This is a genomic window from Pseudomonas sp. QLc11A (assembly GCF_052112305.1).
In the GTDB taxonomy this organism is placed as follows: domain Bacteria; phylum Pseudomonadota; class Gammaproteobacteria; order Pseudomonadales; family Pseudomonadaceae; genus Aquipseudomonas; species Aquipseudomonas laurylsulfatiphila.
On the sequence record NZ_JAVAJJ010000010.1, the window covers coordinates 94,782 to 110,788 of the forward strand.

At 60.6% G+C, this 16,007-nt stretch carries 13 protein-coding genes; 8 read left to right on the top strand and 5 right to left on the bottom strand.

What is annotated here, in order from left to right; translation table 11 throughout:
* Positions 1–70: 70 nt before the first annotated feature.
* Positions 71–1,075 carry an AraC family transcriptional regulator gene (locus Q8X48_RS16125; RefSeq protein ID WP_407802772.1) on the top strand — a complete coding sequence of 335 codons (1,005 nt, stop codon included), beginning with the start codon at positions 71–73 and terminating at the stop codon, positions 1,073–1,075.
* 4 nt (positions 1,076–1,079) lie between these two features.
* Here Q8X48_RS16125 and Q8X48_RS16130 read toward each other — a convergent pair whose 3' ends face one another.
* A complete protein-coding gene (locus Q8X48_RS16130; RefSeq protein WP_407801135.1) occupies positions 1,080–2,156 on the bottom strand; it encodes a LysR substrate-binding domain-containing protein in 1,077 nt (358 codons plus the stop codon).
* Between the two features lie 27 nt (positions 2,157–2,183).
* Between Q8X48_RS16130 and Q8X48_RS16135 the strand changes: the two genes are divergently transcribed.
* The 6 genes from Q8X48_RS16135 (at position 2,184) to Q8X48_RS16160 (ending at position 10,767) form a co-directional block, all read left to right on the top strand.
* Positions 2,184–4,559 (top strand): crotonase/enoyl-CoA hydratase family protein, encoded by a 2,376-nt coding sequence (locus tag Q8X48_RS16135; RefSeq protein WP_407801136.1) that lies wholly within the window; start codon positions 2,184–2,186, stop codon positions 4,557–4,559.
* 108 nt (positions 4,560–4,667) lie between these two features.
* Positions 4,668–6,125, top strand: a complete 1,458-nt coding sequence (locus Q8X48_RS16140) for a coniferyl aldehyde dehydrogenase (protein WP_407801137.1) — start codon at positions 4,668–4,670, stop codon at positions 6,123–6,125.
* Positions 6,126–6,172: 47 nt separating this feature from the next.
* The gene (locus Q8X48_RS16145) at positions 6,173–6,559 is read left to right on the top strand and encodes a tautomerase family protein (protein WP_095966585.1); all 387 of its coding nucleotides are present in this window, start codon (positions 6,173–6,175) and stop codon (positions 6,557–6,559) included.
* 95 nt (positions 6,560–6,654) lie between these two features.
* Positions 6,655–7,446, top strand: a complete 792-nt coding sequence (locus Q8X48_RS16150; protein WP_407801138.1) for an enoyl-CoA hydratase/isomerase family protein — start codon at positions 6,655–6,657, stop codon at positions 7,444–7,446.
* Positions 7,447–7,618: 172 nt separating this feature from the next.
* Positions 7,619–9,658, top strand: a complete 2,040-nt coding sequence (locus Q8X48_RS16155) for an oxidoreductase (RefSeq protein ID WP_407801139.1) — start codon at positions 7,619–7,621, stop codon at positions 9,656–9,658.
* A gap of 182 nt (positions 9,659–9,840) precedes the next feature.
* Positions 9,841–10,767 (top strand): 1-aminocyclopropane-1-carboxylate deaminase/D-cysteine desulfhydrase, encoded by a 927-nt coding sequence (locus tag Q8X48_RS16160; RefSeq protein WP_407801140.1) that lies wholly within the window; start codon positions 9,841–9,843, stop codon positions 10,765–10,767.
* Positions 10,768–10,893: 126 nt separating this feature from the next.
* On the opposite strand, the gene Q8X48_RS16165 is transcribed toward Q8X48_RS16160, so the two are convergent.
* The 3 genes from Q8X48_RS16165 to Q8X48_RS16175 form a co-directional block, all read right to left on the bottom strand.
* Positions 10,894–11,454: a cytochrome b gene (locus Q8X48_RS16165; protein ID WP_407801141.1), complete on the bottom strand. Its 561-nt coding sequence runs from the start codon at positions 11,452–11,454 to the stop codon at positions 10,894–10,896.
* A 250-nt stretch (positions 11,455–11,704) separates the two neighbouring features.
* Positions 11,705–12,532, bottom strand: a complete 828-nt coding sequence (phnX, locus tag Q8X48_RS16170; protein ID WP_407801142.1) for a phosphonoacetaldehyde hydrolase — start codon at positions 12,530–12,532, stop codon at positions 11,705–11,707.
* 155 nt (positions 12,533–12,687) lie between these two features.
* Positions 12,688–13,797: a 2-aminoethylphosphonate--pyruvate transaminase gene (locus tag Q8X48_RS16175; protein ID WP_407801143.1), complete on the bottom strand. Its 1,110-nt coding sequence runs from the start codon at positions 13,795–13,797 to the stop codon at positions 12,688–12,690.
* Positions 13,798–13,906: 109 nt separating this feature from the next.
* On the opposite strand from Q8X48_RS16175, the gene Q8X48_RS16180 reads away from it, so the two are divergent.
* Positions 13,907–14,770 carry a LysR substrate-binding domain-containing protein gene (locus tag Q8X48_RS16180; RefSeq protein ID WP_407801144.1) on the top strand — a complete coding sequence of 288 codons (864 nt, stop codon included), beginning with the start codon at positions 13,907–13,909 and terminating at the stop codon, positions 14,768–14,770.
* 119 nt (positions 14,771–14,889) lie between these two features.
* Here Q8X48_RS16180 and Q8X48_RS16185 read toward each other — a convergent pair whose 3' ends face one another.
* Positions 14,890–15,762 carry a LysR family transcriptional regulator gene (locus tag Q8X48_RS16185; RefSeq protein WP_015094338.1) on the bottom strand — a complete coding sequence of 291 codons (873 nt, stop codon included), beginning with the start codon at positions 15,760–15,762 and terminating at the stop codon, positions 14,890–14,892.
* Positions 15,763–16,007: the final 245 nt, after the last annotated feature.

Consider the following 16,007-nt stretch of genomic DNA (forward strand, 5'->3'; position numbering starts at 1 on the left):
GGACCGATTGTTGGCTGAAGGCGTTAGAAAATTATTGACCTCTCATGCCAATTATTTGATCTTTGACGACATGACTACATTGATCAGAACAAGCTCGTTGACCGGATTCCGTGAGGTGGCAAGCCAGCTTGGCGGGCAAGCCGACCTCATGCTCGAGCGCTTCCGCATCCATCCGGACGTGCTGATGGACGAGGAAGCACGGGTACCGTTGCGTTCGCTGGTAGGGTTGCTGGAGTTTGCCGCACGAGAGCTCGATTGCCCTGATTTTGGCCTGCGCATGGCCGAGTACCAGGACTTGCATGTCTTGGGGCCGATTGCGGTCATCGCTCGAACGTGCGCAACGGCAGGGGAGGCGTTGGAGCAAATCATCCGTTTTATCGGCTACCACAGCCCGGGCATCCAGCTTGATCTGGACCTCAGCGAGAACCACGCGCCGCGCCTGTTGATCGACATCCGCCTGTCCGGACCGACCCCGCGACGGCAAATGGTGGAGTTGGCAATGGGGGTGGCGCATAACGGTATGAAGTTACTGTATGGCGACAAATTCGTTGCCCAGGCGGTTCTGTTTTCCGCCAATCACTCAGTGGCTCAAGCACGGTACCGGCGCTATTTCAAAACCGCGGTGTGCACCGGTCAATCCTGCAACGCCCTGGTACTTCGTGACGAACAACTCAATCAGCGGATTGAACAGCAGGCTCCCTACCTGCATCGCGCACTGGAGCAGTATTTCCAGCAGTTCGACTTGCAAGCGACGTCGGATGTTGTCAGTCAGGTCGAGCGCCTGGTGTTGCGCATGATGCCGATACAGCGTTGCCGTTTGCCATTGATTGCCGAGCAACTGGGCATGCACGTGCGTATGTTGCAGCGAAGGCTGGCCGAGCAGGGGCGAAGCTTCGATGAAATGGTCGAGAGCCTGCGGCGTGACCGTGCCGATCACTATCTGGCGGAGCGGCACATGCCGATGTCCCAGGTTGCCGGTCTGCTCGGCTATAGCGAACAGAGCGTGTTCAATCGCGCTTGCCAGCGCTGGTTTTCCATGTCGCCGGGAGCCAGGCGCCGTCAGTTGTTCGAATGAAAGGTTATCGATCTTCGCGCGGGACCTGATGGCTGGCGACATCGAGACCGTCGGCGAAATGGCCGCTGTTGCGAATCACAGCCTTCAGCCAGCGCCGCAGCCGCAAGACTTTGGGAGACATCTCATTGCCATTGAGACACAGCAAGCGGTAAGCCGACACTCGCTCCAGCTTCTCCTTGAAAGGCAGGACCAATTGGCCATTCTTCAGGTGCTTTTCGATAAGCCCCAGCGGAGCCATCATCAATCCGTGACCGTCAATGGCCGCCTGCAGGCCATCACTCAGGCTTTCAAAAAGCAGCTCACGCTGTGGCGGGATATCCATGCGTCCGGCGGCTTGATTCCAAAGCGTCCAGACGCCAGGTGCCTGGGCTAGCGTAATGCGAGGGATACTCTCGATACGCTCCCCGGCAACAAGTCTTGCCGCTATTTGCGGTGCACAGACAGGCGCACCGGATACATCCGCCAGCTTTTCCGAAAATACGTTGAATCGGGTTTGCGTGGTGTGGCGAATGGCGATGTCCAGCTCGCGGGCTTCCAGATCGGCCACTCTGGATGAAAATTCCATATGCACGGTGATATCCGGGTTCTCATGCTCGAACTGCGCCATGCCCGCACTCAGGTAGGTCGCCGCGAAACTGGGCGCCACACTGATGCGTAAAGGGCTGGTGTCACTGGCTTGCTTGACCGCCTGAAGCCCGATAGAGATCTCGGCCAGCCCCCGGCTGACGTGCAGCTGCAGCTTGCGACCGCTTTCGGTCAATTCGATTTGCCGATTGCGTCGAACAAAAAGCGCCACACCCAATACGCCTTCCAGCCTTCGTACCTGGTGACTGATTGCCGAAGGCGTCAGGTGCAGGAACGTCGCGGCCTCTTGAAAGGAGCCCAGCCGCGCAGCCGCTTCAAAAGCATTGAGCGCGGGCAGTTGTCGCACGCTTTCCGCAGGGATGAGGATCTTCTTTTCGCGTGACATTTTGTCATCCAAGTAAAACCAATGTCGTTTGTCGAGCTCACGACCCCGCTCGTACTGTTGTTCACGAGATCGATGATCCGAGGCGCACTCATGCGTCTCGGAACACGCCATGACCAATACCACGAGCGGGGTAAAAACATGAATTCATTTCTGTTGCAAAGGCCATTGGAAGTGCCAGTCGGGTCCTTCGCCGGGCTATTCCTGGAGCGAATCCAACGCTACGCAGACAACCCGGCGCTGATCGACGGGCTGAGCGGTGAGCAACTGACCTATGCCGAACTGTCCCGGCATGTGCGTGTACTGGCCGGCAATCTGATAGAGCGCGGTCTGGAGCCTGGGGAGGTCACCGCCATCATCGCGCCGAACAGCGTCTGGTTCCCGGTGGCTCTGTACGGTATAGCCTTCGCCGGCGGCGTGTACTCCACACTCAATCCCATGTCCTCACCAGAGGACGTGCGAGAACTCCTCAAGCTGGTGGGGGCCACGCGTGTGATCGTCACCCCGCAAGTCTTCGAAAGGCTACGTGACACCCTGTCCACATTGCAGCTCAAAGAAATTTTCGTGCTGGGTGAGTCCGCGGGCCTCACGCCGTTTGCCTCGTTGCTGGTGGGCAAGCCTCTGGCCGAAGAGCGCTGCCGTGATCTGCAAAAGGACCTGTTGGCCCTGATGTTTTCCAGTGGCACCAGCGGCTTCCCCAAGGCGGTGATGCTCAGCAATCGCAACTACGTTGCGGCGACCGAGCAGGTGACCGCCGCCCAGGTTTTCCGCCGGTCCGACACCATCCTGGCGGCGCTGCCGTTCTTCCATATCTATGGACAGACCAGCTTCATAGGCTCGGCGCTTTCTCAGGGCGCGCGCTTGATCGTATTGCCAGCTCTCGACCTGGAAGTGACTTTGCGCGTGATTCAGGACTACAAAATCACTGTCGCTCCGGTCGTTGCTCCCGTTGTGTTGCAGTTTGCCAAGCATCCTTTGGTCGATCACTTCGACCTGTCGAGCCTGCGCCTGGCCATCTCCGGTGCCTCACCCATCAGTGCCGACCTGCTGAAGAGCGCCGCCGATCGATTGAAAGTACCGGTGCTCAACGGCTGGGGCCTTACCGAATCCACCACCACCGGCGCTGTTTCCGAGCCAGGCATGCCGAAAGAGGCCGAAGGTTCGGTCGGCCGGGTAATGCATGGCATTGAGGTGCGGGTCGTGGAAATCGGCGGCAGCCAGGACGTGGCGCCAGGTGCCGATGGCGAGCTGCTGATACGCGGTCCCAACGTGATGCTCGGCTACTTCAACAATCCGGCGGCAACCGCCGAAACGATCGATGCGCAGGGCTGGCTCCGAACCGGAGATGTAGGCCGGATCGATGAGCACGGCAATCTGCGAATCATCGACCGCGCCAAAGAGTTCATCAAGTTCAAGGGCTTCCAGATCAGCCCGGTCGAACTCGAAAGTGTGTTGTTGATGCACCCTGCGGTGGCCGATGCCGGCGTCGTGCCCAGCCCTGACACCGAATCCGGTGAGGTGCCCAAAGCCTTCGTTGTGCTGCGCTCACCTGTGACCGAAGCCGAACTGATCGACTTCGTCGCACAGCGTGTAACCCCCTACAAGAAACTGCGCGACATCGAGTTCATCGACGCCATTCCGAAGAACCCGGCAGGGAAAATCCTGCGGCGGATCCTGGTACTGCGCGAGCGCGAAAAACGCGAAACCCATGTCGCGTCCGGCGACCGTCTTGAAGATCGGGTGGTTATCACACGCCACGGTAATGTGCTGTCGATCTGCCTGGACCGTCCGCGCAAGATGAATGCCTTCGACCGCGACATGTTCATCGGCCTGGCCAAGGCCATGGCGATCTACGAAGACGATCCAAGCCTGCGTTGTGCGGTGTTGCATGCCAATGGCCTGGTCTTCACTTCGGGCATGGACATCGTCAGCACTGCGCCTCTCGCCGCGCGGGGAGAGTTGCGTATCGGCGATCCATCGTTGGTGGATATGCTCGAAATAGACCCGGCCGTTCGCCGTCGGAGCAAACCGGTGGTACTCGCCATTCAGGGCAAGTGCATGAACCTGGGGGTGGAGCTGGCGGCAGCGGCGGACATTGTTATCGCCGCGCAAGATGTCACGTTCATTCAACGCGAGGTGGCAGTCGGGTTGTTCCCGTTCGGGGGGGCCACAGTGTTCTTGCCGGCAAAAATCGGTCTCGGTAACGCGCTTCGCTACATCCTGACAGCAGAAGAGTTCGATGCTCAGTCCGCTTGCCGGATGGGGCTGGTGCAAGAAGTCGTACCGCAGAGCCAGCTGATGACGCGCGCTTTCGAATTCGCACGGCTGATTGCGCAGAACTCACCGTCCGGGGTTAAAGCAGCGCTTGCGTCGGTGCGCCTGGCCCGTGAAAAAGGCCCCGAGGCGGCGCTTGCAACACTGCTAAGTGAAGTCGCCCGGTTGACCGGTGCAGAAGACTTCAAGGAAGGCGCTGCAGCCTTCCTGGAAAAACGAGCGCCGAACTTCAAGGACGCGTGAGCGCCACACCGGATGCATTGAATCCTTTGCAATAGAAGGGGGGCGGCTGCGCGACAAGCGTAGCCAAACCCATTTGCCGCCTTTCAATCACTACACAAGGAACTCGGCATGAGTGCCCTGAATATTGCCCAGCCCATCGTTCCCCCCGCCATGCAATCCTGCTTCGAGCACCAACGCGCCGCCTACCTCGCCACGCCCGAGCGCAGCTATGCCCAGCGCGTGGAAGACCTCAAGAAGTTGGCGCGGATGCTGAAAGACAACCGCCAGGCACTGATCGAAGCGATCAACCAGGATTACGGCAACCGCTCCACCTTCGAGACGCTGTTCGCCGAGTTTTTCGTCGTGCTGGGAGATATCAAGTCCACCATCAAGCACCTGAAGAAGTGGATGAAACCGCAGAAGCGTCACATCGATCTGATGGTCTACCCCACCTCCAGCAACCGTGTCATTCCCCAGCCGCTGGGCGTGGTCGGCGTGATCGTACCCTGGAACTTTCCGCTGCTGCTGTCGTTCGGGCCACTCACCGCCATCTTCGCCGCCGGCAACCGGGCGATGGTCAAGATGTCGGAAAACTCGAACAATCTGACGCGTCTTCTGATGTCCATCACACCGAAATACTTCCCGCCGCAACAGCTTCAGTTCTTCGAAGACAGCGGCGCCAATGGCTCGGTGGGCCCGGCGTTTTCCTCGATCTCCTTCGACCATCTCTTCTTCACGGGTTCGGGTCAGACCGGCCGCGCCGTGATGGCGAATGCTGCGCGCAACCTGACCCCGGTGACGCTGGAGTTGGGCGGAAAATCACCCGCCGTGGTCGCGCCGGATTTCCCGATGACCCTGGCCGTCGATCGCATCATGTGGAGCAAGGCCTTCAACGCGGGCCAGATCTGCACCAACGTCGACTATGTCTTCATTCCCGCCGGCTCCGAGGCGGACTTCGAACGCGAAGCCCAGCGGGTAATAGCCGAGCGCTACCCCGATATCAATCATGCCGATTACACGTCCATGATCGACCAGCGCGCCTATGACCGCATGCAGGCCACGCTGGATGACGCTGTGGCCAAGGGCGCGCGCGTGGTCAATCTTTTCCCCGACCAGACGCCGGACAAGACCCTGCGCAAGTTCCCGCTGACCCTGGTATTCAACGTCAGCGACGACATGGTCATCATGCAGCGCGAGATCTTCGGCCCGCTGCTGCCGGTCAAGACCTATACCACTCGCGAAGAAGTGGCTGGTTATGCCAACAAGCACGACAGGCCCCTGGCGCTGTATCCCTTCACCAGGGACCGCGCCCTGCAGGACTACTACGTGACCCACATCATGTCGGGCGGCGTATGCATCAACACCGCGCTGCTGCACGTGTCTCAGCACGACATGCCCTTCGGCGGCGTCGGCGCCAGCGGTATGGGCCATTACCACGGTTACGAAGGCTTTCAGACCTTTTCCAAAATGCGCCCCGTCTATCGTCAGGGCTTCTTCGCGGCCACCAGGATGATGCTGCCGCCCTACGACAAAGGACCGCTCAAGCCCAACAAGCTGATCGAACTGATCATCAAGTTGAAGGGCTGAAGCCCTGTGTACCTGACTGTTGCATAACGTCTTCAAAGGAGTTTTCCATGCCCCTCTATGAATGCCAGACCGTCAAAGGAACGCTCAGCGAGCGTCAACGCCAATCGCTGGCTGAGTCCATCACATCCATTCACACCAGGGAGACGGGTGCGCCGGCCAGCTATGTGCACGTGCTGTTCAAGGAGCTTGAAGCGGGAAGCGCATTCACCGCCGGCCAAGTCGCGACCCCCGCGATAATTCGCGGCCAGATACGTGCAGGACGACCACAAGCGACGCGCCACGCCATCCTGCGCGCAATCACCGACGTTTACATGGCAGTCACCGGGGCCGATGCGAATGCTGTGGTGGTGGCAGTGGTCGACATTCCCGCTTCATGGGCCATGGAAGGCGGTCATATTTTCCCGGAACCGGAACAGCCTCCTGAAGTGGCCTGACACGCTTCGCTGCGACGAAAACATTTGCGCATTTTTTGACGGCCGACAACTTTGCGATCGCCGTACGCGCCCCTTACAAAAAGGAATCACCCATCATGTCCAACGAAAAACCCTTGTTGATCACGCGTCACGGCGCCGTTATGTCCATCAGCATCAATGATGCACCGATAAACCGGATGAGCTTCGCCTGTATCGACGCTCTGGAAGCGGCGGTTGAAGAGGCCGCCACCGATTCAAGTGTACGTGCCCTGCTTTTCACGGGTGAAGGCGAGGCCAATTTCTCCGTTGGCATGGACCTCAAGGAGGCGATGCGCGAGGTTCCAGCCCGCGGTGGTTGGGACACCGTGCTCGACCAGCGCCTACGCGTTCTGGCGCGCATCGAGTCCCTGGGCAAGCCGTCGGTTGCCACCCTGTTCGGCTACTGCCTGGGCGGCGGGCTCGAATTGCCCCTGGCCTGCCATTTCCGTCTCGCCGCCGATACTGGCACTCAGATAGGTCTGCCCGAGATGGATCTGGGAACCGTGCCGGCATGGGGCGGTTCGGTGCGCCTGACTCGCTGCATTGGTCGTGACAACGCGCTCGATATGGTGTTGCGTGCCCGCAGGATTGACGGTCACGAGGCCTTGCGCATGGGGCTGGTGCGTTCCGTTCATCCAGTCGCCGAACTCAAGGCAGCAGCGATGGCGCTGGCGCAGGAACTGGCTGAGAAGGCACCGCTGGCCGTGGACGGTGTGCTGCGCTGTATCGTAGGCGCCGACGAGAGGACGCTGGACGAAGGACTGCGTGAAGAGCGCAAGGCTTTCCTGCACTGCGCGGCGAGCAAGGATCAGGCTGAAGGTGCTCGCGCCTTTTTCGAAAAACGCAAGCCGGTATTTACGGGTAATTGACCTTATGAGGGGTGGCCACTCCCGGTCACCCCCTGTTGCTGCACATTTCGATCATTAAGTTGTCAGTTACGGTCATTGAGCGACGGCGTCGCGACTCTTAGTCTGTCGAACATGACTGACGGGGGCCACAGAGCTCCTGCACTTTCCGTGATCGATCGATGTGGAGTTACCGATGACCGCCGCTCAATACCCGCACCTGTTGGCTCCGCTGGACCTGGGTTTCACCACGCTGCGCAATCGCACCCTGATGGGTTCGATGCACACGGGCCTTGAGGAGAAACCGGGTGGTTTCGAACGCATGGCGGCGTACTTTGCCGAACGTGCCCGTGGCGGTGTCGGCCTGATGGTTACCGGCGGTATCGGCCCGAACGATGAAGGTGGCGTGTATTCCGGTGCGGCCAAGCTGACGACCGAAGAAGAGGCGCTCAAGCACCGTATCGTCACCCGTGCCGTTCATGATGCAGGCGGTAAAATCTGCATGCAGATCCTCCACGCCGGCCGTTATGCCTACAGCCCGAAACAGGTTGCACCCAGCGCCATTCAAGCGCCGATCAACCCGTTCAAGCCCAAGGAGTTGGACGAGGAAGGCATCGAGAAGCAGATCAGCGATTTCGTCACCTGCTCGGTACTGGCGCAAACCGCCGAGTACGACGGTGTGGAAATCATGGGCTCCGAAGGTTATTTCATTAACCAGTTCCTCGCCGCCCACACCAACCACCGTACCGACCGCTGGGGTGGCAGCTATGAAAACCGCATGCGCCTGCCGGTGGAAATCGTTCGCCGCGTGCGTGAAGCGGTCGGCCCGAATTTCATCATCATTTTCCGGCTGTCGATGCTCGACCTGGTCGAAGGCGGCAGCACCTGGGAAGAGATCGTTCAACTGGCCAAGGCCATCGAGCAGGCCGGCGCGACCATCATCAACACCGGTATCGGCTGGCACGAAGCGCGGATCCCGACCATCGCCACCAAAGTGCCGCGTGCGGCGTTCAGCAAGGTCACGGCCAAGCTGCGGGGTTCGGTGAATATTCCGCTGATCACCACCAATCGCATCAACACGCCGGAAGTCGCCGAGCAGATTCTCGCCGAGGGCGATGCCGACATGGTGTCCATGGCGCGGCCATTCCTCGCCGACCCGGATTTCGTCAACAAGGCCGCTGAAGGTCGCGCCGATGAAATCAACACCTGCATCGGCTGCAACCAGGCCTGCCTCGATCACACCTTCGGCGGCAAGCTGACCAGTTGCCTGGTCAACCCGCGTGCCTGCCACGAAACCGAACTCAATTACCTGCCCGTGCAGCAACTGAAGAAAATCGCCGTGGTCGGTGCCGGGCCTGCCGGTTTGTCCGCCGCGACCGTGGCGGCTGAGCGTGGCCATCAGGTGACGCTGTTCGATTCGGCCAGCGAAATCGGCGGTCAGTTCAACATCGCCAAGCGCGTTCCGGGCAAGGAAGAGTTCTTTGAGACCATTCGCTACTTCAACCGCAAGCTGCAGACCACCAACGTCGAGGTGTGCCTGAACACCCGCGTCGACGTGGCACAGCTGGTCGAGGGCGGCTACGACGAGATCATCCTGGCCACCGGCATTGCGCCGCGCGTGCCGGCGATTCCTGGCGTGGAAAACGCCAAGGTGCTGAGCTACCTGGATGTGATCCTGGAGCGCAAACCGGTCGGCAAGCGTGTTGCGGTGATTGGTGCTGGCGGTATTGGCTTCGACGTCTCCGAGTTCCTCGTTCATGAAGGTGTCGCTACCAGTCAGGACCGCGCCGCGTTCTGGAAGGAGTGGGGCATCGATACGCACCTTGAGGCACGCGGTGGTGTCGCTGGTATCAAGGCCGCGCCCCATGCGCCGGCTCGCGAGGTGTTCCTGCTGCAACGCAAGAAGTCCAAGGTCGGCGACGGCCTGGGCAAGACCACCGGCTGGATCCATCGCACGGGTCTGAAGAACAAACAGGTACAGATGCTCAACAGCGTTGAATACCTGAAGATCGACGACCAAGGCCTGCATATCCGCATCGGCGAAACCGGCGAGCCGCAGGTGCTGCCAGTGGACAACATCGTGATTTGCGCCGGGCAGGACCCGCTGCGTGAATTGCATGAAAGCCTGGTGGAGGCGGGGCAGAGCGTGCACCTGATCGGTGGCGCGGACGTCGCGGCAGAGCTGGATGCCAAGCGGGCGATCAATCAGGGGTCGCGTCTGGCGGCGGAGTTGTAATAGCAGGTTCAGCGTGCCAATGGCCATCGCGAGCAAGCTCGCTCCCACAGTTATTGCGTTGTTCATGAGTTTTGTGAGCGACACAAATCCACTGTGGGAGCGGCGGTGCGACGATTCGACTTGCCCGCGAAGGCGTCCTCAAGGCTGTTAAGATGCCTGTTCCCTACTCGGATCAGGCGTCAATGCTTCTCCCTCCCGATACCTGGCTACCCCAGGCCCCCCTCGAACGCCTTGATCTCGACTGGCTCACCCACGCCGGCATCGAGGTGGCGATCCTGCGTCTGGACCAGATCGATCCGCTGATCAGCGGCAACAAATGGTTCAAGCTCATCGAACACCTGAAGGCCGCCGACCACGCGGGGGCCGAAGGCATCATCAGTCTCGGTGGCGCGCACTCCAACCACCTCCACGCGTTGGCGGCGGCGGGCCAGCGTTTCGGCTTTTCCACCGTCGGCTTGTTGCGCGGGCATCCTCAGGAAACACCGACCGTGAGGGATTTGCAGGCATTTGGCATGCAGTTGCACTGGCTGGGTTACGGCGGCTATCGGGCGCGACACGAGGCCGGTTTTTGGCAGCCATGGCAAACGCAGTATCCGACATTGCATCCGGTGCCTGAAGGTGGCGGCGGATTACCCGGCGCACGAGGGTGCATGCAGTTGCGGGCGCAGGTTTGTGCGCAACTGGCTGGATTAGGCTGGAGTGATTACGACGGTTGGTGGGTGGCCTGCGGAACCGGCACGACCCTCGCGGGGCTGGTACTGGCAGAAGCTGGTGATCATCCGGTTTTCGGGGCGTTGGCGGTGCCTGAAGATCATGGCGTGGCGCTGCAGGTCGAGATGATCGTGGGGCAAGCGGGCGTGTCAGATCCGGTGTATGAACTGTTTGAGGCCAGTCGCGGTGGCTTCGCCAAGGTCGATCCGCTGCTGCTTGAGTTCATCGAAAAGACCGGGCAGGCCAGCGGCATTCCCTTCGAACCGCTGTACACCGGCAAGGCACTGCTGGCACTCAAGCAGCAAGTCGAAGCGGGCCGATTCGCCCAAGGTACGCGACTGATCTTCATCCACACCGGCGGCTTGCAGGGGCGGCGAGGGTTTGATTCACAAGCCTGAAACGCACCGCAAATCAATGTGGGAGCGAGCTTGCTCGCGATGAGGGCATTGCCTTCAGCACATTTGTCGACTGACACACCGCCATCGCGAGCAAGCTCGCTCCCACATCTCGGGTTGCCGTCAAGTTCAGCTATCGCGGGTTCCGCCTTTGGGCGTCATCCGCAGCAAGGTGTTATCGCCCACCACATAGTGGTGATACAGCGCGGCCACGGCATGCAGGCCGATCAACCAATAGCCGATAGTGCCGCCAAGCTCGTGCCAGTCCTGGAGTTGTTTGCCCAGCTCCTTGTTTTCCGCAATGGGCATCGGCAGGTCGAAACCGTAGAACATCACCTGGTTGCCTTTGGCGCTGGTGACCAGCCAGCCGAGAATCGGCGTGACGATCATGAAAATGTACAGCGCCCAGTGCATCAGCCTGGCCAGCGTCGTTTGCCACGGCGGCGAGGCGGGGAAGACCTGCGGCGCCGGGCCGAGACTGCGTGCGAACAATCGCAGCCAGACCAGGACGAATACGGTCAGGCCGAGCATGAAGTGTGATTCGACGATCAGCGTGCGTCCGCCACTGCCCTTGGGAAAGAGCCCGCGAAACTCGATACAGGCATAAACCAGCGCCAGCAGGACCAGCATCAACCAATGCAGCGTGATCGATACGGTGCTGTAGCGCGACTCGGAGTTTTTCCACGGCATTCGGTGTTCCTCAGAGGTCCGGTTTAAAGCCACCGCTCTTGTCCGACGGTGTGCCTTAACTGTAATCCTGTTTCACCGGGTTTGCCTGAGGTGATCGGTCGCTCGTTGCTCTGGATCAGGTAATACGCAGAAAAAACCTGTAGGAGCGAGCTTGCTCGCGATGGTCTCAAGTCTGTCGCGGTTACCCAGTGGCTATGCGTCATCGTTGGCGACCATCGCGAGCAAGCTCGCTCCTACAGGAGGGCGGTTTTTAGCTCGATTGCGGCATTTCGCCGTTGGCCAGACGCTTGTTGATGTCGGCGATGACCTGCGGCAGATCGGTGATGGTGTCGATCATGTAGTGCGGGCGCGAACTTTCGAACATCCCATGGATGCGCTTGCGCTCACTGTCCAGTTGGTCGCTGCCCAGAGCGCGATAACCTTCGTAATCCAGACCCAGGGCGTTGCCCGAGCAGATCAGCGCCACGGTCCACATGCCGGCGCGGCGACCTTCGAGAATGCCAGGCACGGTGTCATCGATCTTCACGCACGCGGCGACATCGTCGATGCCCAGGGCGATGACGTTGGCCAGCGCCTGGGCCGGCCATGGACGGCCATTCGGGACTTCGTCGGTGGCGACCACGTGATCGGCCACATAGCCGTTGGTGGCAGCCAGTTCGACCACCTTGTCCATGACCTGTTTCGGATAACCGGAGCAGGAGCCGATCTTGATCCCTTGCTCGCGCAGGTTGGCGATGGTCTCCAGAGCGCCCGGAATCAGCGCCGAGTGTTCGGCGATTTTCTCGATCTGCAGCGGCATGAAGCGCTGGTAAATCGCGGTGACGTCGTCGTCGGTCGGCGTGCGGCCGAAGACTTTGCGATAACGCTCGGCAACTTCCGGCAGATCGCACAGGGTGCGGATGTGGTCCCACTTGCCCATACCCATCGGGCCGCGGGCTTCTTCGATGGAAACCTGGACGTCGAACTCGGCGAAGGCCTCGACAAAAATCTGCGTCGGGGCGAAGGAGCCGAAGTCGACCACGGTGCCGGCCCAGTCGAGGATGGCGGCCTGGAGTTTGCCTGGGTTGGAGTAGTTCATGGTGTTTGGATTCCTGTGAGAATGAGCTATTCGGTAGTTCGCGTTACCTGTGGGAGCGGGCTTGCCCGCGATGGGGCCCTGTCAGTCGACATCAGTGGTGAATGTCAGACCGCAATCGCGGGCAAGCCCGCTCCCACAGGGGAATGCGGTGTGGGTTAGATCTCCAGCACTTCCATCTCGCGCAACACCTCGCCAATCGCGGCCACGGCTTCGCGCATCTCGGCCGGTTGCACATGTCCGATGCAGCCGACGCGGAAGGTTTCGACCTGGGTCAGTTTGCCGGGGTAGAGGATGTAACCCTTGGCCTTGACCCGCTCGTAGAACTCCTTGAACTGGTAGCGAGGATCTTTCGGGGCGTGGAAGGTGGCGATGATGGGCGCCTGAATGGCCGCCGGCAGGAAGCTGCGCAACCCCAGTTTGCCCATCTCTTCCATGAGTGCCTGGCAGTTGGCGGCGTAGCGTTCGTGCCGGGCCGGCAAGCCGCCTTCTTCGTTGTATTGCAGCAGGGCTTCGTGCAGCGCCGCGACCACGTGGGTCGGCGGGGTGAAGCGCCACTGGCCGGTCTTGGCCATGTAGGCGTGCTGGTCCTGCAGGTCCATCGCCAGCGAATGCGAGTTGCCGGCGGCGCTGGCCAGGGACTCCTTGCGAGCGAAAACGAAGCCCATGCCAGGCACACCCTCCAGGCATTTGCCCGAGGCGGCGATCAGGGCGTCGAACGGCACTTGTTGCGCGTCCACCGGCAGGGCACCGAAGGAGCTCATGGCGTCGATGATCAGGCGCTTGCCGTGTTGTGCGACGACCTGGGCGATCTCCGGCAGCGGATTGAGGATGCCGGTGCTGGTTTCGCAGTGAATCAGGGCAACGTGGGTGATGCCGTTGTCGGCGCGCAGCAGGCGGTCGACGTCGGCAGCGGTGGTGGGTTCGTCTTCGGCGGTTTCGAAGGTGCTGAAGGAACGGCCCAGCACTTCGCAGATTTTCGCCAGGCGTTTGCCGTAGGCGCCGTTGATCAGTACCAGAACCTTGCCATCGCGAGGCACCAGGGTGCCGATCGCGGCCTCGACGGCGAAGGTGCCACTGCCTTGCAAGGGCACGCAGTGGTGAGTGGCGGCGCCGTTGACGATCGCCAGCAATTGCTCGCAGAGGCTGGCGGTCAATTGATTGAAGCGCTCATCCCATGAGCCCCAGTCGATCATCATCGCCTGACGGGTGCGGGCCGAAGTGGTCAACGGGCCGGGGGTGAGCAGGATGGGTTCGGCAGCACTCATTTTCGTGTCCTCGCAATCGATGGGATGAAGCTACGGGGCTTAAATTGCAATTTGCCGTGCTATCAATCAAATTGTTTGTTGTTATGCCAGCCATCAGTGAGGGTTATTCATGAACCTGTTTCAGCTCCGCGCCTTCGATGCCGTGGCCCGGGAAGGCAGTTTTACCCGGGCGGCGGCGCGGTTATTCATCAGCCAGCCGGCGGTCACCGGGCACATCAAGGCGCTGGAAGAGCACTACCAGATCACCCTGTTGCGCCGCACCGCCCGACGCGTGGAACTGACGGAGGAGGGCACCAAGCTGGCGGCGATCACCCGGGCAATGTTCGGCCTGGCCGAGGAGGCGCAGGCGATGCTCGAAGCCAACCGGCAATTGCTGACCGGGCGTCTGGAGGTGGCGGCGGACGGTCCGCACATGGTCATGCCGATGCTCGCCAGCCTGCGCGCGCGCTATCCGGGGATCACGGTGAACCTGCGCCTGGGCAACGCCCAGGAAACCCTGGCGGCGCTGCTGTCCGAACATGCCGACGTGGCGGTGCTGACTGAAGTCGAGCCGCGCAAGGGCTTGCATCTGCAGGCACTGAGCGAATCACGGATTTGTGCGCTGGTGCCCGACGGGCACCCTTGGGCGCAGAAGACCAAAGGCGTGCAGCTCAAGGAACTGGATCAGGTAATCATGGTGCTGCGCGAACCGAGTTCGATTACCCGGCGCACTTTCGATGAAGCTTGCGCCCAGGCCAGGGTCAATCCGCGGGTGCTGCTGGAACTGGACAGCCGCGAAGCGGTGACCGAGGCGGTGGCCGCCGAACTGGGGGTGGGGGTGGTGTCGTCGGTGGAAGTCAGCCACGACCCGCGAGTGGCGGCGGTGCCGATCATTGGCGAGGGGTTGGTGAACCGGCACATGATCGGGTGCATGGAGCGGCGCCGGGATTTGCGGTTGATTAAGGCTTTTTTGGGGTTGGCGCCCACTCCGTAGGCAGGTCCGCCGCCATCGCTGGCAAGCCAGCTCCCACAGGGATTTATGCCAGTTCGCCGATTTTGTGTACGACTCAATACCTGTGGGAGCTGGCTTGCCAGCGATGGCTTCGGTCCTGCCTACACAAGACTCTCGCGAACCATCTCAAGAAACGTCGCCACGATTCGCCGCGAACTCTGCTCGCGCAAGCACACCAGGGTTTCCGTCAGGCGGCGTTTGCAATCGGTAATCGGCAAGGCGCATACCCGTGAGTCGGCGCCGAACTCGGCCGCCGACACCACGCCGATGCCAATCCCTACCACCACCGCTTCACGAGCGGCTTCCCGGCCTTCAACCTGGATCGCCGGACGAATGCGCAGCCCGGCGCCGGCCATTTCCTCCTCCAGGGTCTGGCGCGTCACCGAACCGATTTCCCGCAGTACCAGCGGTGTGTCATCAAGGTCGGCGAGGGTGATGGATTCACGGTCGGCCCACGGATGATTGCGCGACACGAACGCCACCATCGGGTCATTGCGCAGGGGCAGGGAAATCAGGCGTTCGTCACTGACGTCCCGGCCCAGCAACGCCAGGTCGGCCTGATAGTTGAACAGTCGAAACAGCGACTCATCAGTGTTGCCGGTTTCGATCTTCACGCTGATCCCCGGATAGCGTTCGCAGAATCGGGCAATCTGCGGCAGCACGTGCACCGGCGCATCCACCGCCAGAATCAGGCTGCCGGTCTGCAGGGCCTGGGAATCCTGCAGCAGTTCCTGGGCTTCGGCCTCAATCACAAAAAGCCGCTGGGTTACGCTCAGCAGGCGTTCGCCCAGATCGGTCAGGCGTACCGAACGCTTGTTGCGGTGAAACAGCAAAACACCGTAGCGCTCTTCAAGTTTGCGCACTTGGTCGGAAATCGCCGGCTGCGTCAGAAATAGCCGCTCGGCGGCTTTGGTAAAGCTTCCATATACCGCAACGGCATGGAACGCTTTGAGTTGGGCGTGGGAAACCGACATCGATATCTCCAGTAACAAGCAAAGCTTATTTTGGAAATACGATAAATCGATTTCACTTATTAAACAGTAATTGTTTTTATCACTCTCAGCCCCGCTGACTGGTCAGTCGAACCGCAGCGGGTGCCATGAGCCTGGGCGTGCAAAACAGGACTCATCTGACCGGTATCCGCCGTAGGGACAGGGCGATAACGCAGTGCTCAACAATAAGAAAACAGGCATTTTCTTCCAATTCTGCCGGCACACTC

Bases quoted from the DNA above. Each gene is read 5' to 3' on its own strand.
- Q8X48_RS16155 (WP_407801139.1), top strand. From the start codon at position 7,619: ATGACCGCCGCTCAATACCCGCACCTGTTGGCTCCGCTGGACCTGGGT.
- Q8X48_RS16165 (WP_407801141.1), bottom strand. From the start codon at position 11,454: ATGCCGTGGAAAAACTCCGAGTCGCGCTACAGCACCGTATCGATCACG.
- Q8X48_RS16160 (WP_407801140.1), top strand. From the start codon at position 9,841: ATGCTTCTCCCTCCCGATACCTGGCTACCCCAGGCCCCCCTCGAACGC.
- Q8X48_RS16140 (WP_407801137.1), top strand. From the start codon at position 4,668: ATGAGTGCCCTGAATATTGCCCAGCCCATCGTTCCCCCCGCCATGCAA.
- Q8X48_RS16180 (WP_407801144.1), top strand. From the start codon at position 13,907: ATGAACCTGTTTCAGCTCCGCGCCTTCGATGCCGTGGCCCGGGAAGGC.
- phnX (WP_407801142.1), bottom strand. From the start codon at position 12,532: ATGAACTACTCCAACCCAGGCAAACTCCAGGCCGCCATCCTCGACTGG.
- Q8X48_RS16135 (WP_407801136.1), top strand. From the start codon at position 2,184: ATGAATTCATTTCTGTTGCAAAGGCCATTGGAAGTGCCAGTCGGGTCC.
- Q8X48_RS16185 (WP_015094338.1), bottom strand. From the start codon at position 15,762: ATGTCGGTTTCCCACGCCCAACTCAAAGCGTTCCATGCCGTTGCGGTA.
- Q8X48_RS16125 (WP_407802772.1), top strand. From the start codon at position 71: ATGACTACATTGATCAGAACAAGCTCGTTGACCGGATTCCGTGAGGTG.
- Q8X48_RS16150 (WP_407801138.1), top strand. From the start codon at position 6,655: ATGTCCAACGAAAAACCCTTGTTGATCACGCGTCACGGCGCCGTTATG.
- Q8X48_RS16130 (WP_407801135.1), bottom strand. From the start codon at position 2,156: ATGGCGTGTTCCGAGACGCATGAGTGCGCCTCGGATCATCGATCTCGT.
- Q8X48_RS16145 (WP_095966585.1), top strand. From the start codon at position 6,173: ATGCCCCTCTATGAATGCCAGACCGTCAAAGGAACGCTCAGCGAGCGT.
- Q8X48_RS16175 (WP_407801143.1), bottom strand. From the start codon at position 13,797: ATGAGTGCTGCCGAACCCATCCTGCTCACCCCCGGCCCGTTGACCACT.